We start from the raw sequence: 25,271 nt of genomic DNA on the forward strand, positions 1-25,271 counted from the left end.
CTTACTTTATTTAATTAAACCACTGACCCCACGGAATTCTACTTAATATTAGAAGTAGACCTATGGTGTAAAAAATGGCAATACTTTTAAACTTTTTAGCCCCATCAACAAATTTCTTATGTCTTGACCAGCCAACCGTTATTGATGCAATTGCCAATATATTAATAAACGGATGCTCAACTGCTAATAAACGCGCAGCCGAGGTTAAACCACCCATACCAAACTCTTGTATTGCGCTTAATCCGCTTGGAGAAACAAAATATAATATTAGACCCACCAAAAGTTGAATATGGCATAAAATAAGTGCAAAAAGACTTAATCTAAGGTCTTTTCCCATATTAAAGATTCGCTTACCTACAAGCCCTGAAATAGCATTAATAACAGCTAAGATCAATACAGCCAATGCTATATAAGCCAAGTATGAATGTAGCATGTGAATAGTTTCGTACATAGTTCTAATTTTAAGTTTTAAATGTACTGAATTTTAAGCATAAAAAAACCCTGACTTTGCAGTCAGGGTTTTTATTTATTATAATTAAACTCTTAGAAACTGTAACGAGCACTTACGTTAAATGTTCTTCCAAATCCAAAGAATACTTTGTTATTAGTAGAAATTCCTTCGTAAGTAGATCCATTACCATCTGCAAAAGTATTTGTCAAAGATTCAGCAATATACTCTGTATCAAAAAGGTTGTTTACGTTAGCTGCAATACTTAGTTTATTGTTCCCTCCAAATCCAAAAGTATAGTATGCACCTAAGTCAAAAAGTGTATAACTTGGTAAACGCAATGAACCTTGGTTATCAGCAGAATCAAAATCTTCAGCATTTAAGAATGCATATAATCTTGACGCATTGTAAAGATTTGCACTAATTTTAAGATCTTCAATAGGTCTAATGATCATTTCTAAGTTCGTTGTGAACTGAGCCGCATCTCCTACTTTTACACCATCTAAGAACAATGTAACATCTGGATCAATAACATTTCTGTCATCATCTAAGGCTTGACCAAATGCATTACCTGCATATTCCCAATCACCTAAAGATAACATACCTCTAAACTGTACAACATCTGATGCACGGTAATCTGCTTCAATTTCAATACCTTGGTGAATTTGCTCTACACCATTAATGTTCGCATTACCTTCATCTCCTGTTGGAGTTTCAACACCAATTCTAACGAATCTATCTTTCCAAGTAGTTCTATAAATGTTAACCTTAGCTCTAAAATCACCAAGATTAAGACCGTAACCCATTTCTAAACCTAATACTTTTTCATTAGTCAAATCAGGATTTAATTCGTTCTGAAAGTTGATATAAACTGCATCGAATTGAGGTTGTTTTGAATAATAACCAGCGTTAAAGAATACGTTGTTAGCTTCATTCAAGTTAAAGTTAGCACCACCTTTAATGTTACCACCTAAAATATTCTCCCAATCTGTTTCTTGTAATGGATCAGAATCTAAATAATTAAAATAATCGATTCTCTTAAATCCTTGATTTGAAATACCACCTTGCACAAATGCAGATACTACACCATCTGTATATTCTACTTGACCGAATGCCCCAGTCCATCTTACTAGACCGTCATTGTAATAGTCAATTTTCTCTTCATCATCAATGCTCTTAAACACATTTACAATAGAACTAAAATCAGAATCTATAGTATCACCATCACGAATAACATGAGTTGGGTTATTGATATCATCATCATCAAAATATCCGTCAGCACCTAATAGGTTATCCATTCTTCTATAGTGAATTCCTTTGTAACTTCTTAAATCCACACCAACATCATAACTCCATTTCTCATCAATCTGAGTATTTAAGTTAGCTATAACACCAAACCAGTTATGAGAGTTGATAGATGCTCTTCTAGCCAAACCATCACCAAAACTTGTTGTAATATATTCGCCATCACCATTTGGAGATAATTGGTAGTCGTTACCATCATAAAATGTAACTGCTTCTCCACCATTAAAACGAGAAATTAAATCGTAATCAACTTGTCCTGTTTCAGGTATTCTATATCTGCTAGAACTTGCAAAACCAAAGCTTGGTCCTGAACCAATATCACCAGTACCACCACCACGACCAAAAGATGCGTAAGCAGAAGTAGATAATGTTGATTTCTCAGATGCTTTCCACTCCCAAGTTAAAGAAGTAATTGGCTTGTGATAGAAATTTCTTCTCCATCCAAATTCTTCTCCGTTTAAAGTACCACCGTTGTAGTTGTATTTAGCACCATATTCTAAGTGATCAGCCAAAGTTGCTACGTTAAAGAAACTTGATGTTCTTTGATTGTGAACTTGTGGTGCACCTGTTAATACAAATTGGAAATTATGCTTTTCATTTGGTTCGTAACCTAAACCAATAAAATAATTGTAACCATCACCTGCAGTTCTACCTAATAAAACCGATGCAGCAAAACCTTTATCAGACTTACCAGTATTATAAGCAACAGTAGTTTTTAAGTAGCCGTCATTACCACCGCCTAAGGTTACTGTACCACCTTCTTCTTTTTCAGTAGACTTTGTAATTACATTAATAGTACCACCAACAGAAGAAATTGCTAATTTAGAAGAACCTAAACCTCTTTGAACTTGCATAGCAGTAGTTACATCTCCTAAACCTGCCCAGTTACTCCAGTATACAGCACCGTTTTCCATATCATTTACGGGAATACCGTTAACCATAACAGCAGTGTTTCTAGAATCAAAACCCCTTACGTTAACTCTACCATCACCAAAACCACCACCTGTTTTGGTAGCGTATATAGAAGGAGTAGATTTAAGTAACTCAGGTAATTCTTGAGAACCTAATTTTTCTTGTATCTCCGCAGCTCTAATAGTTGAGACAGCAACAGGAGTTTCTCTATCCTTTGCTATATCTAAAATTCCAGTTACAACAACACCTTCTAATTCTTCAGCATTAGGTTCTAAAACAACAGAACCAATATTACCTGAAGCAGTAAAAGCAATTTGCTTTGAATTAAAACCGATGTAAGAAACTACTAAAGTTCCAGACTCGGCACTTGTGTTAATTGTAAAATTACCATCAAAATCAGTTGATGTTCCATTAGTAGTCCCTTTTACCATTACTGTAGCACCTGGCAATGGAGTATTGGTATCGCCATCTAATACAGTACCAGTAATTGGTCCTTGTGAAAAAGCAGTTACGGTCATTAAAAATGCCGCTAATGCAAAATACATTTTTTTCATTTTCTTAGAGTATTTGTTAGTTTTTTAACTTGCTGCAAAATTCAATTATTTTTATACCTCCAACGTTAAGAGAACGTTAAATCAGCAAGACAAAAATACTTAAAAACTAAACACGATTTATGTGAAAATGAATTAGTTACCCTTTTAATAGTAACTTTAAAGTATTGAAATTTATTTCTTAAAATATTGCAAAAGTCTCAATGTTGAGCTGTCATGATCAGACATTTCTGAATTGTTAATATCATCAAGAATTGTCCCTGCAAGTTGTTTACCTAATTCTACACCCCATTGATCATAACTAAATATGTTCCAAATCACTCCTTGCACAAAAATCTTATGCTCGTACAAAGCAATTAAAGAGCCTAAACTTTTTGGAGTCAGCTTATTCATTAAAATAGTATTGGTAGGTTTATTACCTGCAAATACCTTGAATGGAGCTTGTTTATTAATTTCAGATTCTGATAAATCTTTAGCCCTTAATTCTGCGACTACTTCTTCTTTAGTTTTACCATTCATTAAAGCCTCGGTCTGTGCGAAATAATTTGCCATCAATTTATCATGATGATCTTTATCTCCATGTAAAGAATGCTTAAAACCTATGAAGTCTGTCGGTATTAATTTCGTTCCTTGGTGTATTAATTGAAAAAAGGCATGTTGCGAATTTGTACCTGGTTCTCCCCAAATAATAGTCCCTGTTTCATAACCAACAGTATTACCGGCTCTATCTACACTCTTACCATTACTTTCCATAATACCTTGCTGTAAATAAGCAGAGAATCTACTTAAATATTGTGCGTAAGGGATTATAGCTTCTGTTTCAGCGCCATAAAAATTATTGTACCAAACACTTACCAAAGCCATAATTACAGGAATGTTTTCTGAAAAATCAGTTTCCTGAAAATGTATATCGGTTTCATTGGCTCCTTCCAACAAAGCATCAAAGTTATCATAACCTACCGCCAAGGCAATTGTTAAACCTACTGCACTCCATAATGAGAATCTACCACCTACCCAGTCCCACATGGGGAATACGTTCGCAGCATCAATACCGAACTCGGCTATTTTTTCACTGTTAGTTGATACTGCGGCAAAATGCTTTGCAATATCTTCTTGCGAACCGTGTTTTAAAAACCACTTCTTTATCGTAGTGGCATTACTTAACGTTTCTTGCGTAGTAAAGGTTTTAGAAACTACTACGAATAAAGTGGTCTCTGGATCCAAAGTCTTTAAAACTTCATGTACATGATCACCATCTACATTACTAACAAAATGAACGGCTAAATGATTTTTGTAGAACTTTAATGCTTCGGTTACCATTGCCGGACCTAAATCTGATCCACCAATACCTATATTGACTACATCTGTAAAAGCTTTACCTGTATATCCTTTTAAATCTCCGTTGATTACCGAATCTGTAAATTCTTTTATATGCGCTTTTACTTCATAGATTTCTGGCATTACATTTTCGCCATCAACCAAAACTACATCATCTTTCTTAGCACGTAAAGCAGTATGAAGTACCGCCCTACCTTCTGTTTCGTTAATTAAATCTCCACCAAAATAATCTTTGATAGCTCCTTTTAAATTCACCTCATCCGCTAACTTAAACAACATTTGCATAGTCTCTTCAGAGATTCTGTTCTTGGAATAATCAAATAAAAAATCATTCCACTGTAGCGTAAATTTTTCAGCCCTTTTTACATCCGAAGAAAACAAACTTCTAAGATGCTCGCTCTTAGTTTCGTTGTAATGTGCCGTTAACTTATTCCAAATATCTGTTTGCTGTGGGTTTATTTTATCTAGTGCCATTTTCTTGATTAAGTGTTATTAAATCCTCGTCTTCTTCTTCAATTAAAACTTTGGGGTAGATTATACAATCTAACTGTTCTTTATATGTAGAAATATATGCGAAATATTCTTCCTTTAACGAATCGTGTAAAGGTTCTGCTTGTGGCAATTCTTCTTTTAAAGGGTCAACCTGCCTTCCATTTTTCCAGAAGCGATAACATACATGAGGTCCTCCTGTATTACCGGTCATACCGATCCAACCTATGACATCTCCTTGCCTAACAAATTCACCTTTTTTCACCTTTTGAGCCTTCATATGAAGATACTGGGTAGAATACGTGCCGTTGTGCCTAATTTTAACATATTTACCATTACCGCCTCTCCTTGTAGATTCTACCACAGTCCCGTCTGCAGTGGCCATAATAGGTGTTCCAATAGGTGCGGCATAGTCGGTACCTTTATGAGGTCGTAATTTATAGCCGTAATATTTTATTCTTCGTTTCAGATTATACCTAGATGATAACCTGCCATACGCTACGGGCATCCTTAAAAATGTCCTTCTTAGGTTATTTGCATTTTCGTCAAAATAATCAACCAAACTGCGCAAGGAATCGTTTTCATAGGCAAAAGCATAAATAGGCTTGCCATTATGTTCAAAATACGCTGCTTCAATAGACTCAGCCCCTGCATATACCGTATCATTTATAAATTTCTCATTATAGATAATCTTAAACTTATCATTCTTTTGTAATCTAGAAAAATCAATGGTCCATGCATATACGTTTGCTAAGTTATGCGTAACATTATAATCTACACCTTGTTCCAGTATGGCCTCAGACAAACTAGATTCTATCACCCCAGAAACCTCTCGTTGAACAAATTTAACCTTGTTCTTATCCTTATACACTTTTACACTATCTCGTAAGTCAATTACCGTATAGTTAATGGGATCGTTCTCATAAATAAACACATGAACTTGTGCGGTAGTATCTTTTGATTGTAAAATAGCATATGGTTTACCTACACGAATTTTACGTACATCAAAAGTATCTTTAAAATTTTCTGAAACCGCAAGAACTTTTGGATACTCTACTTTATTATCCTGCATTAATTCACCAAAACTATCTCCGTATCTAACAGTATCTAATTTAACATTGAATTCATCTAAATTAAAACCAAACCTCTCATTGACTTCTGGCACTTCTACCACCTTAATATCTTGAGCTATGTCTTTCTTCTCATTATCGGCGTCTTTGCATGATGCAATTACTGTTAGTGCCAATAATATCCCCCAATACTTCTGCATTATTCTACTCTTGATTTATCTGGATTCAACATATGGTCTACCCATTGCTTACCCCAATTATTTAATTCTTGTTCTGTGTACAATTCTGGAAAAAATACAATTTTCTGAAAACTAGGCGGTAAATATTCTTTCCAATTGGTACCACCTGTTGCCTCAATATCACCTGTATCTTTTCTTAGATATCTATGAGCTGAACCCATGTGCATCAATTGCCAATTTATATTAGCATTTGCATCTAAAGTCTTCAAGGCATCCACTAGTGTTGAATCTTCTCTCTGCTCTTTGGGTAAACTTAAGTATTTATGATATATTGTAGCGTTCTCTACCTGTTTTGCTATTCTTATAAGCCTAGGCGTATAACGATACTCGAACTGTTTTAAAGTCAAGGTTTTTTCTCCTGTAGCCACATCTGTAGCCCCTTTTTTCCAATAGATATGTTCGTATAATTCTTCTATTGTAGCATCTGAAGATAAGTGAGTTCTATCTGAAACATGCACCAAATTTTCTAAGGGTGTAGCATATAATTCAATCATTCTAAATTGAGCTGATTGAAAACCACTTGCCGGCAACAGCGCCATACGAAACTGCAGAAATTGTTCTTTTTCCATTCCTTTGATCATGACACCAAAAGATGATATCAAAACTTTATAGTAACTGTTGATCCGCCTAACCTTTTCTATAAAAAAATCTAGGTTGCCACTTTTATCATCTACCAATTGTTTTTGCTCATGCAAAATTAATTTAAAATACAGCTCGGTAATTTGATGATACATGATGAAAATCTCTTCATCTGGAAAATGTGTTCTTGGAACTTGTAAACTTAATAAGGTATCTAGTTGTATATAATCCCAAAAGGTAAGATACCGTTGGTGCAATAGACCATCTAAATAAGAGCTTAGATCTTGTCCTGAATCTTTGTATTTTTCTTCTAATTTAGAGATTTGGGATTTTATCCTCTCTTTATCTTCCATCTATAACTTAATCCATTATAATTTTAAACTGATGCTTAAGACCATTATACCCGTCTAAATCTGCTTTTATAGCCCCTACAGCTAAATCTGCCTTAATTCTAATTGGAATTCGATTATCATCATTCGAAACCCATAATGACAAACTTTCTTGCTCTTTGAATACACGCCCTGACTGTACCAAGGGCCTAAATTTCAAGCATTCTACCTTACCATATTTTGTATTTAAAACTTCTAAACCCAAATACCTAAGCTTAAAGTTAAAAATACCATCATCGTCATATAGCATTTTCAAGGTAATTGCTTTTCCAACTTCAAGGTCTTCTGTTTTATAATTATTCCTTAGAAAATAAAAAGCGGATATTAAATCCTGTATATTGTTCTCTAATGTAAAATTAAGCTTTTTCTTGTTTTTCTTATCATTAAGCTCTGCATTAAACGCATTATAGTCGAAGTTTATTTCAACATCTTTGGTGTAACCACCTTCATTAATTTTACGAACAAACCTATAAGGTTTGCCATCATGTTTGTCAAAATAACTTTCATAGGTATCGTCTACCTTAAAAAACCAACTTGCCACACCGGTTGTTTCTCCATGACCAACAACATGATATACAGATTTATTATCTAAAGTGGCAGAATTTACTTGAAGGGTTGCATAACTTGCGTTTAAAAACCCATAATGCATTCTAAACTTTAACCATTCTCCTGTCTTAAAAGCAGACTGAGAACTTTGACCTTGGACTCCAAAATAAGTTAAGATAAGGGCAAGTAAAAATATTTTTTTCATAGTCCGTAGTTTACCGTAAAAATAGTAATAGATAGTTCTCTATTTCTTTCATTACAATATCTTAAACAAATTTTATTCCAAAGTATTGTTGTATAAAAAAAGCCCAGCTTAAAAACTGGGCTTTTCCTAAATAACCAACCAAACTTTAAATTATGAAAAACCACTACTTAAAGTTGTAAGGGAACCACCCCTTAGCTGATGTAAATTTAAGGCTCATTATTCTACCCACAGTACGGTTTAACTTACTTTAATGATAACCTTAACAGTTATTCACACTTCCTATTGATAATTGGGAAACTATTAAGAAACCGCCTCTACTTTTAGCCACTTACCTCCCTTATTAAGCCTGTAATTATTAGAACCAGTAGCCTATACTTACAAAAAATTGAGACTCCCCCTCTTCAGGAGTCCAAGAGTACATAATATTCACAGGTCCTAAAAATGACTCTAATCCGTACCCCACTCCGTAACCTGAATATGTAGGTGCTTTGAACCAATCTCCTGTTCTAAAAAGATCATCTTCGATATTGGCAACATTTGCACTGAACATCACATGATTTTTTGGAATAAATTCATAATCTAACCTAGCATATGCCTTTACAAAACTGTTCCCGGGCAAACTAATAAAGTCATACCCAACAAACGGTACAAAGTTGTTTATGAAATCTGTTCCATAGCCTCCAAGAAGAAAATCGAACGAGGTAACATTAGATGTCCCCAATTTAAAACCCCCTTCTGTTTCTACATTTATAGAAAGATTATTAAACAAAGGTATTGCCATACCCAAACGAGCTTTAGAAACAGAAAAATCTTTAAAATTATTATTATAGTCCGACGACAACACATAATAATGCATATCACCATTAAAATACAAGCCTCTTGACGGAAAATATTTGTCGTCATAGGTATCTAACTTTAATGAACCAAAGGCGCTTATAAAATTACTACGCTCAAAATATGTTCTACCACTACCAGACCTTGTTCTAGGAACTGTATTATTTGGATTATCACCTAATGTTCTTGTACTATATTGCAAATGCTTAAATTCACCGCCAAGGGTAAACGCAAACTCTTCTTTTACTACGGTCTGTATATAAAGTTGGTTTGTAAAATCAGATACGTTTAAATTAATTCGATTTAGTGATGTTCCTGTTCCCACTTCAAAATTATCCGCTATCAATTGGAAGTCTACTTCTTGTTCAAAATCGCTGAACCTAGAATTAATCCCAAAACTCCAATAAGTACCCTTATCTACATAATATTCAAAATTATAACGAATATTATCTCCCAATATAAAATCAAAAGAGGCTACATCGTCTTTTGATAATACTCTTTTTTTTGTAATATTTATTAGTGCTGCACTTTTATATAAATCATCAAAATGAGCACCTAAACGTAAAAAGGAAGTATTCTTGGTTTCATTTAAAGGCAATATTAAGTCTTCCCCTCCATTTAAATTATCCAATAATTTATATTTGATAGTTCTAAAATTACCCGTGGCAGATAAATTACCGATTCCTTGTTGTAACTTTTTAAAATTAATAGGATCATTAGGATTAAATCTCAATTTACCTTTTACATAACCTCTGGTATGATCAGTATTACCCTCTATCAACAACCTATTTACAGTTAATTGTTTGTCTGGTTCAACAACAGAAAATGTATTTTCAATCCTTTTAACATCAGTAGCCAACGCTCTTAACTCATCAATTTTTAACTTAGCCGCATCTTCTCCCGTCTTAACTATCTCTGAAGATCTATTAAAATCTATAACCGAGTATTCCTCTATTTTCGGTTTTATATAAATATCTGTTTTAGCTGACTTCATTTTCATGTCTGCCACCGTTCTATAATTATTGATCTGCAACAAAATTTCTGTGGCAGATAATAATGCATCTCGATCAGACAAACCATGCTGCACATCTACACCTATTATAACATCGGCCCCCATTGCCCTTACTTCCTCTATGGGGTAATTATTGACCACCCCGCCATCTATTAAGACTTTATCATTGATGACCGTAGGCTCAAATAAAGACGGCAATGTTCCACTGGCCAAAATAGCTTCTGGCAAGTAGCCAGAATTTAAAATCACCTGCTTACCTGTCTCTATATCGGTTGCAATACACACAAAAGGAGTAGGCAACTTATTAAAATCATCAATATCTTTTACATGATATAATAGCCTAACAAATTCATTATATATATTTTGACCTCCAGAAATTGCAGGGGGCACAGCCACTTTAAAGTTTTTAAACGGTAATGTTAAAGCATAGCGTTCAGAATCTTCTTTCTCATAAAAAGTTTTCGCACTTCTAGGCAAATTATCCTGAATTAAAGATCCAATATTAGTAGCTTTAAACAAAGAATCCAAGGCATTGGCCCTATAACCAGCAGCATATAAAGCTCCAACAATAGCCCCCATACTTGACCCTCCAATATAATCGATTTCAACACCGGCCTCTTCAATAATTTTTAACGCACCTATATGCGCCATACCTTTTGCTCCGCCACCACTTAACACCAGCCCAATCTTAGGTCTTTTGTTTTGCTCTTTATTTTGAGCAATCAAAGAACCGGCACTTAATAAAAGTACCGACAACACCATTGACATGCTTCCCAAATTACTCTTTACGAAAAGATTCATATATCTTTTTTGCTTTAGAAACACCTATTTCTTCACTTAAGCTTTCTAAGGTTGCTTCTTTTATACGCTTTACGGATTTAAACTTTTTCAACAACTGTTGCGCCGTCTTTTCTCCTACCCCATTAATACCCACTAACTCTGAACTAATAGCTCCTTTACTCCTCTTGTTTCTGTGAAATGTAATTCCAAATCTATGAGCTTCATTTCTTAAATATTGAATTATTTTAAGACTTTCAGACTTCTTGTCCAGGTATAAAGGTATAGGGTCTTCTGGAAAGTAAATTTCCTCTAACCTTTTTGCTATTCCAATAATGGCAATTTTTCCACGCAACCCCAAAAGGTCTAAACTTTTCAAAGCCGAAGATAATTGTCCCTTACCACCATCAATGACAATTAACTGTGGTAATGGTTGCATTTCTTCTTGTAATCTTTTATACCTACGGTACACAACCTCTTCCATTGATGCAAAATCATCTGGACCAGTTACCGTCTTTATATTATAGTGTCTATATTCTTTCTTAGAAGGTTTTCCATCTCTAAATACTACACATGCCGCTACAGGATTGCTACCTTGTATATTACTGTTATCAAAACACTCTATATGTCTAGGCTCTGCAGATAAGCGAATGTCTTTTTTCATTTGTGCCATTATCCTATTCGTATGGCGATCTGGATCTATGATTTTAATTTGATTAAAACGCTCTTGCCTAAAGAATTTTGCATTACGCTCAGACAAATCTAAAATTCGTTTTTTATCTCCTAATTTTGGAACCGTAACTTTCAACCCCGGCGAAACGGCTACGTTAAAAGGTACGTAAAGTTCTTTTGAATCCGATTTAAATCTGTTTCTAATTTCAACTATTGCCAACTCTAACAAATCTTCATCTTTCTCTTCAAGCTTCTTCTTGATTTCCATAGTATGAGACCTAATTATTGAGCCATGTGCCAACTGAAGAAAATTCACATAAGCCAAAGCATTATCTGATATTATACTGAACACATCTACGTTACTGATCTTAGGATTAACAATAGTAGATTTCACCTGATAATTCTCTAAAACATCTATCTTATCTTTTATCTCTTGAGCTTCTTCAAACTTCATTTCTTGAGCCAGAGCCTTCATCTGACTTTTAAAATAAGTGATAGACGATTTAAAATTACCTTTTACAATTTCACGTATATCCGCTATTTGCCTATCATATTCCACAATAGATTGATAACCCTCACACGGTCCTTTACAGTTCCCTAAATGGTATTCTAAGCACACCTTATATTTACCTGAATTTATTTTATCGGCAGATAAATCATAATTACAAGTTCTTAACGGATAAACACTTTTAATCAAATCTAAAAGCACCCGCACCGTTTTCATACTTGTATAGGGACCAAAATATTCCGATCCATCTTTAATTACTCTTCTGGTAGGAAAAAATCTTGGAAAACGCTCGTTCTTTAAACATAACCAAGGATAAGATTTATCATCCTTTAACAGTACATTATACCGAGGTTTTAATTCCTTGATTAAATTATTTTCTAATAAAAGGGCATCTGACTCTGTTGGAACAACAATATGCTTTATAGTCCTAATCTTTTTGACCAAAACCCGCGTTTTGCCATACTCATGATTCTTATTAAAGTACGATGAAACCCGCTTTTTTAAATTCTTTGCTTTACCTACATATAATATACTATTAGTGCTGTCATAGAACTGATATACCCCCGGACTGGTAGGCAAGGCACTTAACTGTATGTTTAAAGGAATTTCTCTCATAATTTAATACTACTAAAATAGTGCATAAAAGCCACTTCTAATTAACTAACACTAGCAAACTCTTCTTATACTATTTTATGAATATCATAATCTAATGCATTATTTTTTTCATATAAATAATAGTATCATCCATAAATTACGGTATTAGCAACGCTCCAACACAAGCTAAACTTTATATACTTGATTTTCAGGTGATTATTGTTATATAATATTCATTATATCAATTAAATTGTTAATTTTATGGTAAATAAGTGCATTTCAACGATAAAAATGTGCACTTCGCAGAGGTTAAATTAATTTTTTTACCTATTTTTAACTCAACAACAACAATTATTGGCTCATTTACAAATTTAGGAACATGGATAGTTATATCATCACATTAGGTACTTACCTTATTTTAATGTTATTTTTTAAAGTATTTTTTGCCGTTGCAGGTAAAGAATAAATTAATTAATAACTGTGGTATAATCACTTCACTATGTTGAAGAAAGATTTACGCTCTAAATATTCAAAATTACGCAGCTCGCTTACACCTGATCTATTAACACGACACAGTATAGCCATTGCGAATTCAGTTTTGCAGTTACCTATATGGAGCTATCATTATTTCCATATTTTTTTACCCATAGAAAAGAAAACCGAGATAGATACCGAAGGTATCATCTCTATACTTTTAGGACTAGATAAAAACGTTGTTGTACCTAAAATTATATCCCCAACAGAGCTAGAGCATTTCCTATTAACCGATAACACAAAATTCACTAAAAACGCTCTTAATATACCAGAACCTGTAGACGGCATTTCCATTGACCCCATTAAATTAGATGTTGTGTTTATACCACTACTTGCCTTTGATGAATTGGGAAATAGAACAGGCTACGGAAAAGGCTATTACGATAGATTTCTTAACAAATGCAAAGATGACGTTATAAAAATTGGATTATCATTTTTTGAAGCTGAGTCCACTATTGACGATATAGAAGTTACAGATATACCTTTAGATTATTGTGTGACCCCATCAAAAATCTATTCTTTTACCACTTCTTGATCCTACACATTTTCTTTTACCCCTGTAGCCATCTCTTCTTCCTTACTAAATGCTCTTTTATTAAATACCAGCAGAATACCCACACCTGTGCTTATTGCAGTATCCGCAATATTGAATACAGGTTCAAAAAATCTAAAGTTTTGCCCGCCTACCATTGGCATCCATGTAGGCCAGGTAGAGTCTACCATTGGAAAATAAAGCATATCTACTACTTTACCATAAAACAATTGACCATAAGGTTCGTCAGAAAATAATGTTGCCACTTCATTATAGCTTTCATTGAAAATAGCACCATAGAAAACAGAATCTAAAATATTACCCAATGCTCCCGCAAAAATTAGAGATACCGCCCATATTAATGTATTTGATGCTTTCTTTTTAATTACATCAAAAAGCCAATACCCAATACCCAATATGGCAAATAGCCTAAAAATGGTTAGCACCAATTTTCCAACATTATCAGAAATGGGCAACACGTCGCTAAGCTTGGCTCCCCAAGCCGCACCTTCATTTTCAATAAATAAAATTTTAAACCAATTGAATACCTCAACAGATTCTCCTAGTACAAAATGGGTTTTAATATATATTTTACTCCATTGATCAATTATTAATATCAATAAAATAAATAGTACGGATTTTTTAATGTTCATGGGCTTTCTTCGTCAATGAGCGCAAAAATATAAATATTATTCGGTTTTACTAAGATCAATATTTCCAGTAATTGTTTCTAATTGATAAGTAGCTACTCCTGGGGGAATTGGATTGGAAGAAACCGTTCCAAATTTGCTGACTGCACTAATTCTTGCGGATTTTGAAATCACTTTAATATTACCGCTTTGAGACTTTATGGTAGCATTAGACCTTACATTTTTTAACAAACATGCGCCATCTGCTAAAACAACTTGTAAATCCTGATAACCTCCTTCAATTTCCACTCTAGAGTTGGTTCCAAAAACTATTAATCTTTTGTAGTTGGGCATTTTCAATTTTAACAAAATAGAAACAACCTTATGTGCGCTTAATTTATCATTAGGTTTACTGAAATTGGGAGCAAAATCGGTTTCTACAAAAAGTGTTGCTCCCTTTGTTGACACCCCTAACTCTAAATTTTGACTGTACTCTCCCTCCATTACCGCCTCAATATGTATTTCATTTCCTTTGTGTGATTGCACTTCTACATGAAAACAATTAGCGGCATCTACCTGTACAAGATCAATATGATCCGCCATAAGACTTTTAAACACCTTCTTTTGAGCAGTAAGCCCAAAGGAAAGCAGCAATAGAAAATAAGGTAAGCTTCGCATTCAAAATATCAGTTATTAAAAAACGCCCCTAAAGGCGTTTTAATTATGATTGCATATTTTTAGCTTCAATACTTAATGTAGCGTGCGGCACTAGTTTTAATCGTTCTTTATTGATCAATTTTCCCGTAACACGACATATGCCATATGTTTTGTTTTCTATACGTAAAATTGCATTTTTAAGGTCACGAATAAACTTTTCTTGTCTGATGGCTAACTGCGTGTTTGCCTCTTTACTCATGGTCTCAGAACCTTCTTCAAAAGCTTTAAAGGTAGGTGATGTGTCATCTGTACCGTTGTTACCATCGTTCATATAGGCACTTTTTAAGAGCTCCAAATGATTTTTAGCCTTTTCTATTTTATCTTCGATCAATACTTTGAATTCTGCCAAATCTTTGTCAGAATACCTCACTTTTAAATCTTCTGCCATCTCTTAATGTTTTTCTATAAACAATTTAGTATTCACCTCGTCAAAAGCAATTTCTATGCCTTTGTCCAATTCTTCAACAAAAATTAATTCAGCTGTTAAAGTCTCCGTTTTAATATACTCCAAATTATTCTTTACAGCAACTTCAACAAATCCATCTTTCACTATTTTAACCGCAATCTTATCAGTTACCTCAAAACCAGAATCTTTTCTAATGTTCTGAATTCTATTCACTAACTCTCTTGCCACTCCTTCATTTCTCAGTTCCTCATTGATTGTTACGTCTAGAGCAACGGTTAATTTACCCGATGTTGCCACCATCCATCCTTCAATATCCTGGGAAGAGATATCTACATCCTGTAACTGTAAAGTAATGCTTTTATTTTCTAACTGTACTGTTAATTCGCCATCTTGCTCAATTTTTTGGATATCTTCTTGCTCAAATTTATTCACAGCTTGAGCAATCTGCTTCATATCCTTACCAAATCTTGGACCTAAAGTCTTGAAATTAGGCTTAATACGTTTAACCAATACCCCTGAAGCATCATCTAACAGTTGAATTTCCTTAACGTTAACTTCAGATTTTATTAATTCTGAAACTGCTTCAATTTCTTCCCTATCCTTGATATCAAGTACAGGAATCATTATTTTCTGCAGTGGTTGACGCACTTTTATCTTCTCTTTTTGACGAATAGACAAAACCAAAGATGATATTACTTGCGCTTTATGCATCTTTACTTCTAAGCTTTGGTCTATAAGCGATTCATCTGCTACAGGGAAATCTGCCAAATGCACACTTTCAAACCCATCTTTTACGGTTGCTTTATTTAAATCTAAATATAAACGATCCATAAAAAACGGCGCAATTGGCGCAGAAAGCTTAGCTATTATATCTAAACAGGTATATAGGGTTTGATATGCTGCAATTTTATCAGTAGCATACTCGCCTTTCCAAAAACGCCTTCTACATAAACGAACATACCAATTGCTTAAATTTTCTTGAACAAACTCAGATATTGCTCTTGCCGCGCGGGTTGGCTCATACTCGGCATATGCGGTATCTACTACCTTTATCAATGAATTTAATTCAGAAAGGATCCAACGGTCTATTTCTGTACGTTCTGCCATTGGCACATCATTTTCAGCATACGTAAACTTATCTAAGTTCGCATATAGCCCAAAAAATGAATAGGTATTATATAAGGTCCCAAAGAATTTGCGCTTTACTTCTGCTATACCTTCTGTATCAAATTTTAGGTTATCCCAAGGGTTGGCATTACTGATCATATACCAACGTGTGGCATCTGCACCATGCTCGTTCATCGTTTCAAAAGGATCAACGGCATTGCCTAATCGCTTAGACATTTTCTTACCCTCTTTATCTAACACTAAACCGTTAGACACTACATTTTTATACGCGACAGAATCAAAGACCATGGTTGCAATTGCATGCAAGGTATAGAACCAGCCACGTGTTTGATCCACACCTTCCGCTATGAAATCTGCAGGAAATGTTGTTCCTTTATCTATCAAATCCTTATTCTCAAAAGGATAATGCCATTGTGCATATGGCATAGAACCACTGTCAAACCAAACATCTATTAAATCGCTCTCGCGCTTCATTGGTTTTCCCGATTCAGATATCAATGTAATTTGATCAACTATATTCTTATGTAAATCTATTTTATCATAGTTTTCATCAGACATATCATCAACTACGAAGTCAGCGTAGATATCTTTTTCCAAGACACCCGCTTCAACGGCCTTAGCCATTTCTGACTTTAGTTCTGCCACTGAACCTATGATTATTTCCTCTTTACCGTTTTCTGTTCTCCAGATCGGCAATGGAATACCCCAATAACGAGACCTAGAAAGATTCCAGTCATTTGCATTTGCCAACCAATTACCAAATCTACCCTCACCCGTTGCTTTTGGTTTCCAGTTGATGGTTTGGTTCAACTCAAACATTTGATCCTTTACATCCGTTACCTTAATGAACCAAGAATCTAACGGATAATATAATATTGGCTTATCTGTACGCCAACAGTTAGGATAACTGTGTACATATTTCTCTACCTTAAATGCTTTATTCTCTTCTTTTAATTTAATGGCGATTTCAACATCTATAGAACGTTCTGGCGCTTCACCATCTTCATAATATTCGTTCTTTACATACTTACCACCCAGTTCTTTTAATTCTGGTCTAAACTTACCCTGCAAATCTACAAGAGGAACCAAGTTTGCATTTTCATCTAACACCAACATTGGTGGAATTTCAGGAACTGCCTGCTTTGCTACAAGGGCATCATCTGCACCAAAAGTTGGCGCGGTATGTACAATACCAGTACCATCTTCTGTAGTTACAAAATCACCTGCAATTATTCTAAATGCATTTTCAGCATTTTCATACGGAAGTACATAATCCATTAATTGCTCATAACGAACACCCAATAAATCTTTCCCTTTAAATTCCTTTACAACATAGAATGGAATTTTTTTATCGCCGGACTTGTACTCTAACAACTCTGACTTCTCTGATACTTCTTTGAATTTACCTGAGAATTGTTTCCCTACCAAATTCTTGGCAAGCACTACATTCATAGGCTCAAAAGTGTACTGATTGTACGATTCAACCAATACATAATCAATTTTAGAACCTACGGTCAATGCCGTATTCGACGGCAATGTCCAAGGTGTTGTCGTCCAAGCCAAAAAGTATACGGTGCCCTCATTCTGTAAGCACTCTGGCAGGGTTTCTTCTACCGCTTTAAATTGAGCAGTTACCGTTGTATCAGTTACATCTTGGTATGTGCCCGGTTGATTTAGCTCATGAGAGCTCAATCCTGTACCAGCTTTTGGGGAATAAGGCTGTATGGTATACCCTTTATAAATTAAATCTTTAGAATAGATTTGTTTTAGCAACCACCATACCGTCTCCATGTATTTGGATTTGTATGTGATATAAGGGTCCTCCATATCTACCCAATACCCAACTTGCTCGGTCATTGCATTCCAAACATCGGTATATCTCATTACCGCTTTTTTACAAGCAGCATTATATTCTTCGACCGAAATCTTAACTCCAATATCTTCTTTGGTAATTCCCAATTCTTTTTCTATACCCAGTTCAATAGGAAGACCATGAGTATCCCATCCGGCTTTACGCTTTACCTGAAAACCTTTCATAGTTTTGTACCTCGGAAAGATATCTTTTATGGTACGAGCCATTACATGATGAATCCCCGGCATACCGTTTGCCGATGGCGGACCTTCATAAAAAACATAACTATCCTTACCCTCTCGAGTAGATATACTTTTTTCAAAAATGGCATTCTTTGACCAGTAGTCAAGTATTTCTTCTGCGACCTTTGGTAAATTCAATCCTTGATATTCTGTGAACTTCATACAAAATGCTTATAGTACTGGGGTTAAAAGGCTGCAAAATTATAAAATTTTGCTCAAAAATGAGTGTTAAGACCGCACTGAAATACCTATTACTCATGTATTAATGGTTTTATTGACACCTTAGAGATCTAAAAGTTAAATTTCCACGTATATTCTTGTGAACAATTAACCATTAAACCTTTTTACAAATGAAAAAAGTACTTTTAGGATTATTAACAATCTTAGCACTTAGCCTGTCTATCTCTTGTAGAGATACAGCTGATAAAGCTAAATCTGCAACAGAAGAAGCAGGAGCTGCTTTAGAAAATGCTGGTGAAGAATTAAAAGAAGCTGGACAAGATTTAGAAAAAGCAGGCGAAGCTGCAATGGATGCCGCTGAAGAAGCCAGTGAAAATGCAATGGATGCTGCAGAAGATGCTGTTAAAACAGTAAAAGAAGCTGGACAAGATGGTATGGATGCCGCCAAGAAAGCTGGTCAAGATACAATGGATGCTGCGAAAGAAGCAGGAAATGAAGCAAAAGACGCTGCTAATGACGCAGCTGACAAAGCAGCTAAAAAATCTGAAGATGTAAAAAATGCGGTTAAACACTAACCATTTTTTATAATATTAAAAGACCCGTTATTAACGGGTCTTTTTTATTTAGAAATAACACCCTATACCAAGAATTACATTCACCCCAGGCGCTACTATACCAGAAGAATATGTTCTATAACGCTGATCGGTTAAATTCTCTAAACTCGCAGTAACTTTAAAACGATTGGTAACATCAAATTGAGAACGAAAATTCAATGTATACCAAGATGGTGCAAATGGTTTACCGTGCTCATCTATTGCATATATATATTCTTTAGATCGTTCTGACATTGCAAGATCATCATATGCAATTTCACCATTGTAGTTCACAAATAAATCTGTACGTAGGCGCTGATTTTTCCACTTCACATGAAAATCTCCAAATGTTGGTGCCGCATGACGTGCGGGTGTTTCAGAACCATCATCCTCCTCTTCTACCCCCTCAGTAAATGTTAAACTAGATGATAACGACCACTGTCCTGTTAAATAAGCTTCCAGCCCAAATTCAAAACCATAGACATAGGCTCTTGCCGCATTTTGAATTGCCTGTACATTACTCAATTCTCCTCCATATTCTATTTCAGAAATACCATTATAACTAAAGTCTCTTCTCACCAACGCATCTACCAAATAGGTGTAATAAGCCGCTCCCTTTAAAATAATCTTATCATTAATATTACGTTGAATGCCTATTTCGGCATTATAGGCATATTCAGGTTCTAAATCAGGATTTGGCACTACGACCGATCCCGGTTCCGAATCAAAAATCTTACCTACATCATCTATGTTAGGAGCTCTAAACCCTGTAGAACCATTTAAGGTGACTTGAAAATTTGCTCTTGGAAACCAACTTAAACCAATACTACCCGTTAGCGCTCCCGTGCTTAAATCCGCAGACTCAAATGGGAAATCATAAAAAGTACCATCAAATACCGCATTTACCCAAACATGGCTATATCGCAAACCTGACATAAACGTTAAATTAGGTTTTGCCTTGTATTCACCATTTGCATAACCCGCCAAACTTTGCCAAGTAGCTCCATCTGGATACCTTGATGCCGCCTGTGTCTTTTCATCAGAATTGATGTTCAAGTCAACCCCGTTTGACCCCACCTTATTATAGATAAATTCTGCACCATAATAGAGCCTAAAATCGCCAATTTTCCTATTCTCTAAATCAATGTTAAAATTTACTGCATCTACTTTTTCCTTAGTGGTATTTCTTATATCATCTTGAAAATCCCTATTTATTCTACTCTCTTCAAAATGCTGATATGCCAACCCTAATTTTAAACCATCATATACTTTTCCATTGCCTTTTTTCTGTACTTGGGCATTTCCCATAAACCACTTTTGCGGACCGTAGTACCATTCTGCCGAACGTAGTCCTAAACCATTACCAGTTGGCCTGACCAACCTATCATATCTAGCATAATCTGAGGTTTCGGTATAGTACGCTCCCAAATTCAAATCCCATTTGGCATTAGGTTTATATAAGAATTTTTGCATGAAATTGATTTGATCATAACCCGTTGGCACCTGCTTTTTAGGCGAATCATTTTCTACCAATTTATCAACACTATTTACGGTTTTTACGTAAGTATTTCTTAAATAGGACTCTGGACCGTGAGACCCCATTCTTAAATCTTGAAAATTATTATATGTCAAACTCGTTAATGACGACCATCTTCTTTTACCCATATTAACATCTGCATGAACCGTATTTTCCATATTTGCCGATGCAAACCTATAATTCACATTACCGTGCACTAAAAGACTATCATTCTCAGACAACATTGGTTTTTTAGTATAAAAATTCATTACCCCGCCAATTGCATCACTGCCATAGATAACAGAACCCGGACCAAATATAACCTCTGTGTTTTTTATGGTGAAGGGATCAATAGATATTACATTTTGAACATTCCCGCCTCTAAATATGGCATTATTCATTCGTACCCCATCTACCGACAACAACAATCTATTGGTTGCAAAACCACGAATCATTGGGCTACCACCACCCATCTGACTTTTTTGAACAAAGACCTTACCACTATTTTGAAGTAAATCTGCAGCAGTCTGGGGTGTTGAAAAGGCTATAGACCTAGCATCTAGAGAAATTATTCTATTTGGAATATCTCTTTTTTGCTGCTCCCATTTAGAAACCGACATAACCACCTCATCTAATTGTTGCGCTTTCATGATTAAATAAGCTTTGTGACCTTGTTTTTGCAATAGCGATTTTGTGGTTTTAAATTCTTCATACCCCATATGTTTTAAGGTGATGCGCTCCTTACTTATAAATATCGAGGCATCAAAAACACCATTGAAGTTTGATAATGCTATCTTAGATTTGTCTTTGTTATATACCGCAACATTGGAAATCTCTTCTCCACTATCGGCATCTAAAACGATAATTTCTTGAGCGTTGCCAAAACAACAACATAATAAAAGTGTTACAAATAAATACTTATACATCTGTATTGAAAACTTCATTTAAAACGGCAAGCGACTTCGGTTTCCTAAATCCCTGTAAATGCAATTCAAAATATAGTATTAAGGATTTTAGTAATTCTTGACGATTGTTTTTTTTCATCTTTATGGTATGCATTGCATCAAAATTTGTGCCCAATAAGGTCTTGAAATAATAAATATTTTCACCCCTAAGCATAGGATTTAAAGATTCTACCGCTGCAAATTCACCCTCTAACAAATCAAAATACGGCCTATCTATCTGATATACATCAGGGTAAAAACCTAAAAAACGTGTCAGCGAAAGCAAAAAGTAAAGATGAAAATTGGCAATTTCTTTATGTATATCCAACCATTGCAATGAAGCTTCAAGAAAATGAAATAATGCTTCGTTCTTTTCCTCTTCGCGTATACTATTGCCCAATAGCTCCGCTAAAAATAAGGTCATGGCATTTTTAGCCATATCTGCATATAAAGTTTGATAATGATAGAACACCTTTGCTTCTTTCAGTGTTTCTAACGTGCCTTTGTTTTTATGATTAGCAACAATTTCTAATTGTGTTAAGGGCTGAAAATAAGCCGTCTTCAATTTTCCTTTTTTAGATGCCAAAACACCTCTTAACAGATATGATTTAATTCCGTCAGATGCGGTAAAGGCTTTAACAATTAGACTTGTATCGCCATATTTTATCGCAGAAAATACTATTGCCTTTGTTGTTACCTGCATATTAAAACCTCTATGCTAACAAATATAGTCGATTGAAACTAGGCAACGAAAGAACATAAAAAAATGCGAGGTCCTTTTCAGGACCTCGCATTACATTCTATATCTGCCAAGGCTAATTAATTTCCTAAATTACGCCTTGCGCTAGCATTGCATCGGCAACTTTTACGAAACCGGCAATATTTGCTCCTTTTACGTAGTTACAAAAACCATCTTCTTCTGTACCGTATTCAATACAAGAATCATGAATATCTTCCATAATATCCTTTAAACGCTCATCTACCTCTTCACGGGTCCAGCTAATTCTTAATGAATTCTGAGACATTTCCAATCCTGATGTTGCTACACCACCAGCATTAGAAGCTTTACCTGGTGCAAATAATATTTTCGCATTATTGAATTCATGGACAGCATCTGTATTACAAGGCATATTAGCACCTTCTGCAACACATATACAACCGTTATTCAACAGATTTTTAGCGTCTTGTTTATCTAGCTCGTTTTGGGTTGCACATGGTAATGCAACATCACATTTTACTTCCCAAGGTGTTTTACCTTTATGAAATTCTGCAGAAGAATATGTTTCTACATATTCAGAAATACGCCCTCTTCTTTTATTTTTAAGATCCATTACAAAAGCAAGTTTATCACTATCTATACCCTCCTTGTCATAGATGTATCCGCTAGAATCTGAAAGTGTTACCACTTTAGCTCCTAATGAAATTGCTTTTTCTGCGGCGTATTGTGCAACGTTACCTGATCCAGAAATTACCACAGTCTTACCTTCAAAAGTTTCTTTCTTGGTCTTCAACATACTTTGTGCAAAATACACAGTACCATAGCCTGTAGCTTCTGGTCTAATTTTAGAACCTCCCCAAGAAAGACCCTTACCTGTCAATACACCAGTAAATTCATTTTTAATCTTTTTATACATACCAAAAAGAAAACCGATCTCTCGTGCACCCACACCTATATCACCAGCAGGTACATCTGTATTAGGACCAATATGCCTGTTTAGCTCTAACATGAAGGCATGGCAAAAACGCATTACTTCATCATCAGATTTTCCTTTTGGATCAAAATCGGAACCACCTTTACCACCACCCATAGGCAATGTCGTTAGACTATTCTTAAATACTTGTTCAAAAGCTAAAAATTTAAGAATACTTGCATTTACCGTAGGGTGAAAGCGCAAGCCACCTTTATACGGTCCTATTGCAGAATTCATTTGTATTCTATATCCCCGGTTAACATGAATAATGCCATTATCGTCTACCCATGCCACTCTAAATGAAATTAATCGCTCTGGCTCAACCATTCTTAAAAGGATGCTTTTACCTTTATATATGTCGTGTTTTGCAATATATGGTATAACTGTTTCTGCAACTTCTTGCACCGCTTGAATGAATTCTGGCTCATGACCATTTCTGGCTGTAACCTCGTCCATAAATGCTTGTATTCTATTCTCCATAAAGCTATTTAAACTTATTTAATTTATTGATTTCAAAATATAACGCCAAAATTATGCTATTTATGTAATTTAAAGGTTTAATTTTTAAAAAAACGATAATCATTGTTGTTTTGACAACAGTTTACCTCCATTTACTGCATATAATTTAACATTTAAGCAATTATTCTATCGCCTGCTCTAAATCTGCTATTAAATCATCAACATCTTCAATGCCAACACTTAACCTGATAAGGGCATCTACCACTCCGATCCTAAGTCGTTCTTCCTTTGGAATACTTTCATGGGTCATACTTGCAGGGTGACCTACTAAACTCTCTACGCCCCCTAAAGATTCTGCTAAGGTAAATACCTGTAACTTCTCTACTATCTTTATTGCATTGTCATAACTACCACCTTTAGGTACAAATGAAATCATACCTCCAAAATCTTTCATCTGTTCTTTTGCGACAACATGATTAGGATGATCCCCAAAACCAGGCCAATATACCTTTTCTATTTTAGGGTTGGTTTTCAGGTATTCTGCAATTGCCTTTCCATTCTCACAATGACGTTGCATACGCACATGCAAGGTCTTTATTCCCCTTAACACCAAAAAACTATCCATAGGTCCGCAGACAGCGCCACTGGCTTTTTGTATAAAATAAAGCTTATCTGCCAATTCTTTATCTTTCACCACTAAAGCACCCACCACAGTATCACTATGACCCCCAAGATACTTAGTCGCGGAATGCATAACAATATCCGCACCCAGTTCTAAAGGCTTTTGTAGATACGGAGTAGCAAAAGTATTATCTACCGCTAACAAAATATCTGTTCCTTTAGTAAGGGCAACAACCGCTTTTATGTTTATAATATTCATCATTGGGTTCGTAGGCGTTTCTACCCAAATCAACTTTGTTTTTGAATTTATTTGCTCGCGTACAGCCTCTACCCCTTGCATACCCACAAAATGAAAGACAATACCATACTTTTCAAAAATGGTTTTAAATATTCTATACGTACCACCATAAAGGTCATTCGTTGAAATCACTTCATCACCTGGCTCTAATAGTTTAATGATAGCATCTATTGCAGCAAGACCACTACCAAAAGCCAAACCAAATTCACCGCCTTCTATACTTGCCAATGAATTTTCTAAAGCTGTTCTTGTTGGGTTGGCGCTTCTAGAATATTGATACCCTTTATGACCACCAGGTGTAGTTTGCGCGTAAGTAGACGTCTGATAGATTGGAGGTATAACCGCCCCATAGGCCTTGTCTGGTCGCTGACCACCATGTATGGTTTTGGTATTAAATTTTATATTTTTAGTAGCCATAGCAAAGTAATTATTACACAAATGTATCGTTATCTTTCGGGGAA

At 35.0% G+C, this 25,271-nt stretch carries 18 protein-coding genes; 2 read left to right on the forward strand and 16 right to left on the reverse strand.

The window, feature by feature from the left end; all coding sequences use genetic code 11:
* Positions 1–10: 10 nt before the first annotated feature.
* The 8 genes from BW936_RS01020 to uvrC form a co-directional block, all read right to left on the reverse strand.
* The gene (locus BW936_RS01020) at positions 11–451 is read right to left on the reverse strand and encodes a hypothetical protein (RefSeq protein ID WP_076546467.1); all 441 of its coding nucleotides are present in this window, start codon (positions 449–451) and stop codon (positions 11–13) included.
* Positions 452–543: 92 nt separating this feature from the next.
* On the reverse strand, positions 544–3,219 hold the full coding sequence (locus BW936_RS01025; protein ID WP_076546468.1) for a TonB-dependent receptor: 2,676 nt from the start codon (positions 3,217–3,219) through the stop codon (positions 544–546).
* Between the two features lie 171 nt (positions 3,220–3,390).
* Complete coding sequence (gene pgi / locus BW936_RS01030; protein WP_076546469.1) at positions 3,391–5,028, reverse strand: glucose-6-phosphate isomerase; 1,638 nt, start codon at positions 5,026–5,028, stop codon at positions 3,391–3,393.
* Positions 5,015–6,313 carry a peptidoglycan DD-metalloendopeptidase family protein gene (locus BW936_RS01035; RefSeq protein WP_076546470.1) on the reverse strand — a complete coding sequence of 433 codons (1,299 nt, stop codon included), beginning with the start codon at positions 6,311–6,313 and terminating at the stop codon, positions 5,015–5,017. The genes pgi and BW936_RS01035 overlap by 14 nt, the downstream gene beginning before the upstream one ends.
* On the reverse strand, positions 6,313–7,284 hold the full coding sequence (locus BW936_RS01040) for a tryptophan 2,3-dioxygenase family protein (protein WP_076546471.1): 972 nt from the start codon (positions 7,282–7,284) through the stop codon (positions 6,313–6,315). The genes BW936_RS01035 and BW936_RS01040 overlap by 1 nt, the downstream gene beginning before the upstream one ends.
* A 7-nt stretch (positions 7,285–7,291) precedes the next feature.
* Positions 7,292–8,071 carry a DUF3108 domain-containing protein gene (locus BW936_RS01045; RefSeq protein ID WP_076546472.1) on the reverse strand — a complete coding sequence of 260 codons (780 nt, stop codon included), beginning with the start codon at positions 8,069–8,071 and terminating at the stop codon, positions 7,292–7,294.
* A 355-nt stretch (positions 8,072–8,426) separates the two neighbouring features.
* A complete protein-coding gene (locus tag BW936_RS01050) occupies positions 8,427–10,718 on the reverse strand; it encodes a patatin-like phospholipase family protein (protein ID WP_244156153.1) in 2,292 nt (763 codons plus the stop codon).
* Complete coding sequence (gene uvrC / locus BW936_RS01055) at positions 10,696–12,489, reverse strand: excinuclease ABC subunit UvrC (protein WP_076546474.1); 1,794 nt, start codon at positions 12,487–12,489, stop codon at positions 10,696–10,698. Before uvrC ends, BW936_RS01050 begins: the two co-directional genes overlap by 23 nt.
* Before the next feature lie 478 nt (positions 12,490–12,967).
* On the opposite strand from uvrC, the gene BW936_RS01060 reads away from it, so the two are divergent.
* Complete coding sequence (locus BW936_RS01060) at positions 12,968–13,537, forward strand: 5-formyltetrahydrofolate cyclo-ligase (protein WP_076546475.1); 570 nt, start codon at positions 12,968–12,970, stop codon at positions 13,535–13,537.
* A 2-nt stretch (positions 13,538–13,539) separates the two neighbouring features.
* Here BW936_RS01060 and BW936_RS01065 read toward each other — a convergent pair whose 3' ends face one another.
* From BW936_RS01065 to ileS, 4 genes are read right to left on the reverse strand one after another with little or no spacing between them, the layout of a single operon-like run.
* Complete coding sequence (locus BW936_RS01065; protein ID WP_076546476.1) at positions 13,540–14,187, reverse strand: lipoprotein signal peptidase; 648 nt, start codon at positions 14,185–14,187, stop codon at positions 13,540–13,542.
* A 36-nt stretch (positions 14,188–14,223) separates the two neighbouring features.
* Positions 14,224–14,841 (reverse strand): DUF4097 family beta strand repeat-containing protein, encoded by a 618-nt coding sequence (locus BW936_RS01070; RefSeq protein WP_076546477.1) that lies wholly within the window; start codon positions 14,839–14,841, stop codon positions 14,224–14,226.
* A 43-nt stretch (positions 14,842–14,884) separates the two neighbouring features.
* Entirely contained in the window at positions 14,885–15,268 is a 384-nt protein-coding gene (locus BW936_RS01075) for a TraR/DksA family transcriptional regulator (RefSeq protein ID WP_076546478.1), read from the reverse strand.
* Positions 15,269–15,271: 3 nt separating this feature from the next.
* The gene (ileS, locus tag BW936_RS01080) at positions 15,272–18,670 is read right to left on the reverse strand and encodes an isoleucine--tRNA ligase (RefSeq protein WP_076546479.1); all 3,399 of its coding nucleotides are present in this window, start codon (positions 18,668–18,670) and stop codon (positions 15,272–15,274) included.
* A 188-nt stretch (positions 18,671–18,858) separates the two neighbouring features.
* Between ileS and BW936_RS01085 the strand changes: the two genes are divergently transcribed.
* Complete coding sequence (locus BW936_RS01085) at positions 18,859–19,263, forward strand: hypothetical protein (protein WP_076546480.1); 405 nt, start codon at positions 18,859–18,861, stop codon at positions 19,261–19,263.
* 48 nt (positions 19,264–19,311) lie between these two features.
* Here BW936_RS01085 and BW936_RS01090 read toward each other — a convergent pair whose 3' ends face one another.
* The 4 genes from BW936_RS01090 to BW936_RS01105 form a co-directional block, all read right to left on the reverse strand.
* On the reverse strand, positions 19,312–21,723 hold the full coding sequence (locus BW936_RS01090) for a TonB-dependent receptor plug domain-containing protein (RefSeq protein WP_076546481.1): 2,412 nt from the start codon (positions 21,721–21,723) through the stop codon (positions 19,312–19,314).
* Positions 21,716–22,444 (reverse strand): DNA repair protein RecO, encoded by a 729-nt coding sequence (recO, locus tag BW936_RS01095; protein ID WP_076546482.1) that lies wholly within the window; start codon positions 22,442–22,444, stop codon positions 21,716–21,718. Before recO ends, BW936_RS01090 begins: the two co-directional genes overlap by 8 nt.
* A 124-nt stretch (positions 22,445–22,568) precedes the next feature.
* A complete protein-coding gene (gdhA, locus tag BW936_RS01100) occupies positions 22,569–23,912 on the reverse strand; it encodes an NADP-specific glutamate dehydrogenase (protein ID WP_076546483.1) in 1,344 nt (447 codons plus the stop codon).
* A gap of 160 nt (positions 23,913–24,072) precedes the next feature.
* A complete protein-coding gene (locus BW936_RS01105) occupies positions 24,073–25,227 on the reverse strand; it encodes a cystathionine gamma-synthase (protein WP_076546484.1) in 1,155 nt (384 codons plus the stop codon).
* Positions 25,228–25,271: the final 44 nt, after the last annotated feature.

Origin of the sequence: Maribacter ulvicola, assembly GCF_900155985.1 — a bacterium.
GTDB lineage: Bacteria > Bacteroidota > Bacteroidia > Flavobacteriales > Flavobacteriaceae > Maribacter > Maribacter ulvicola.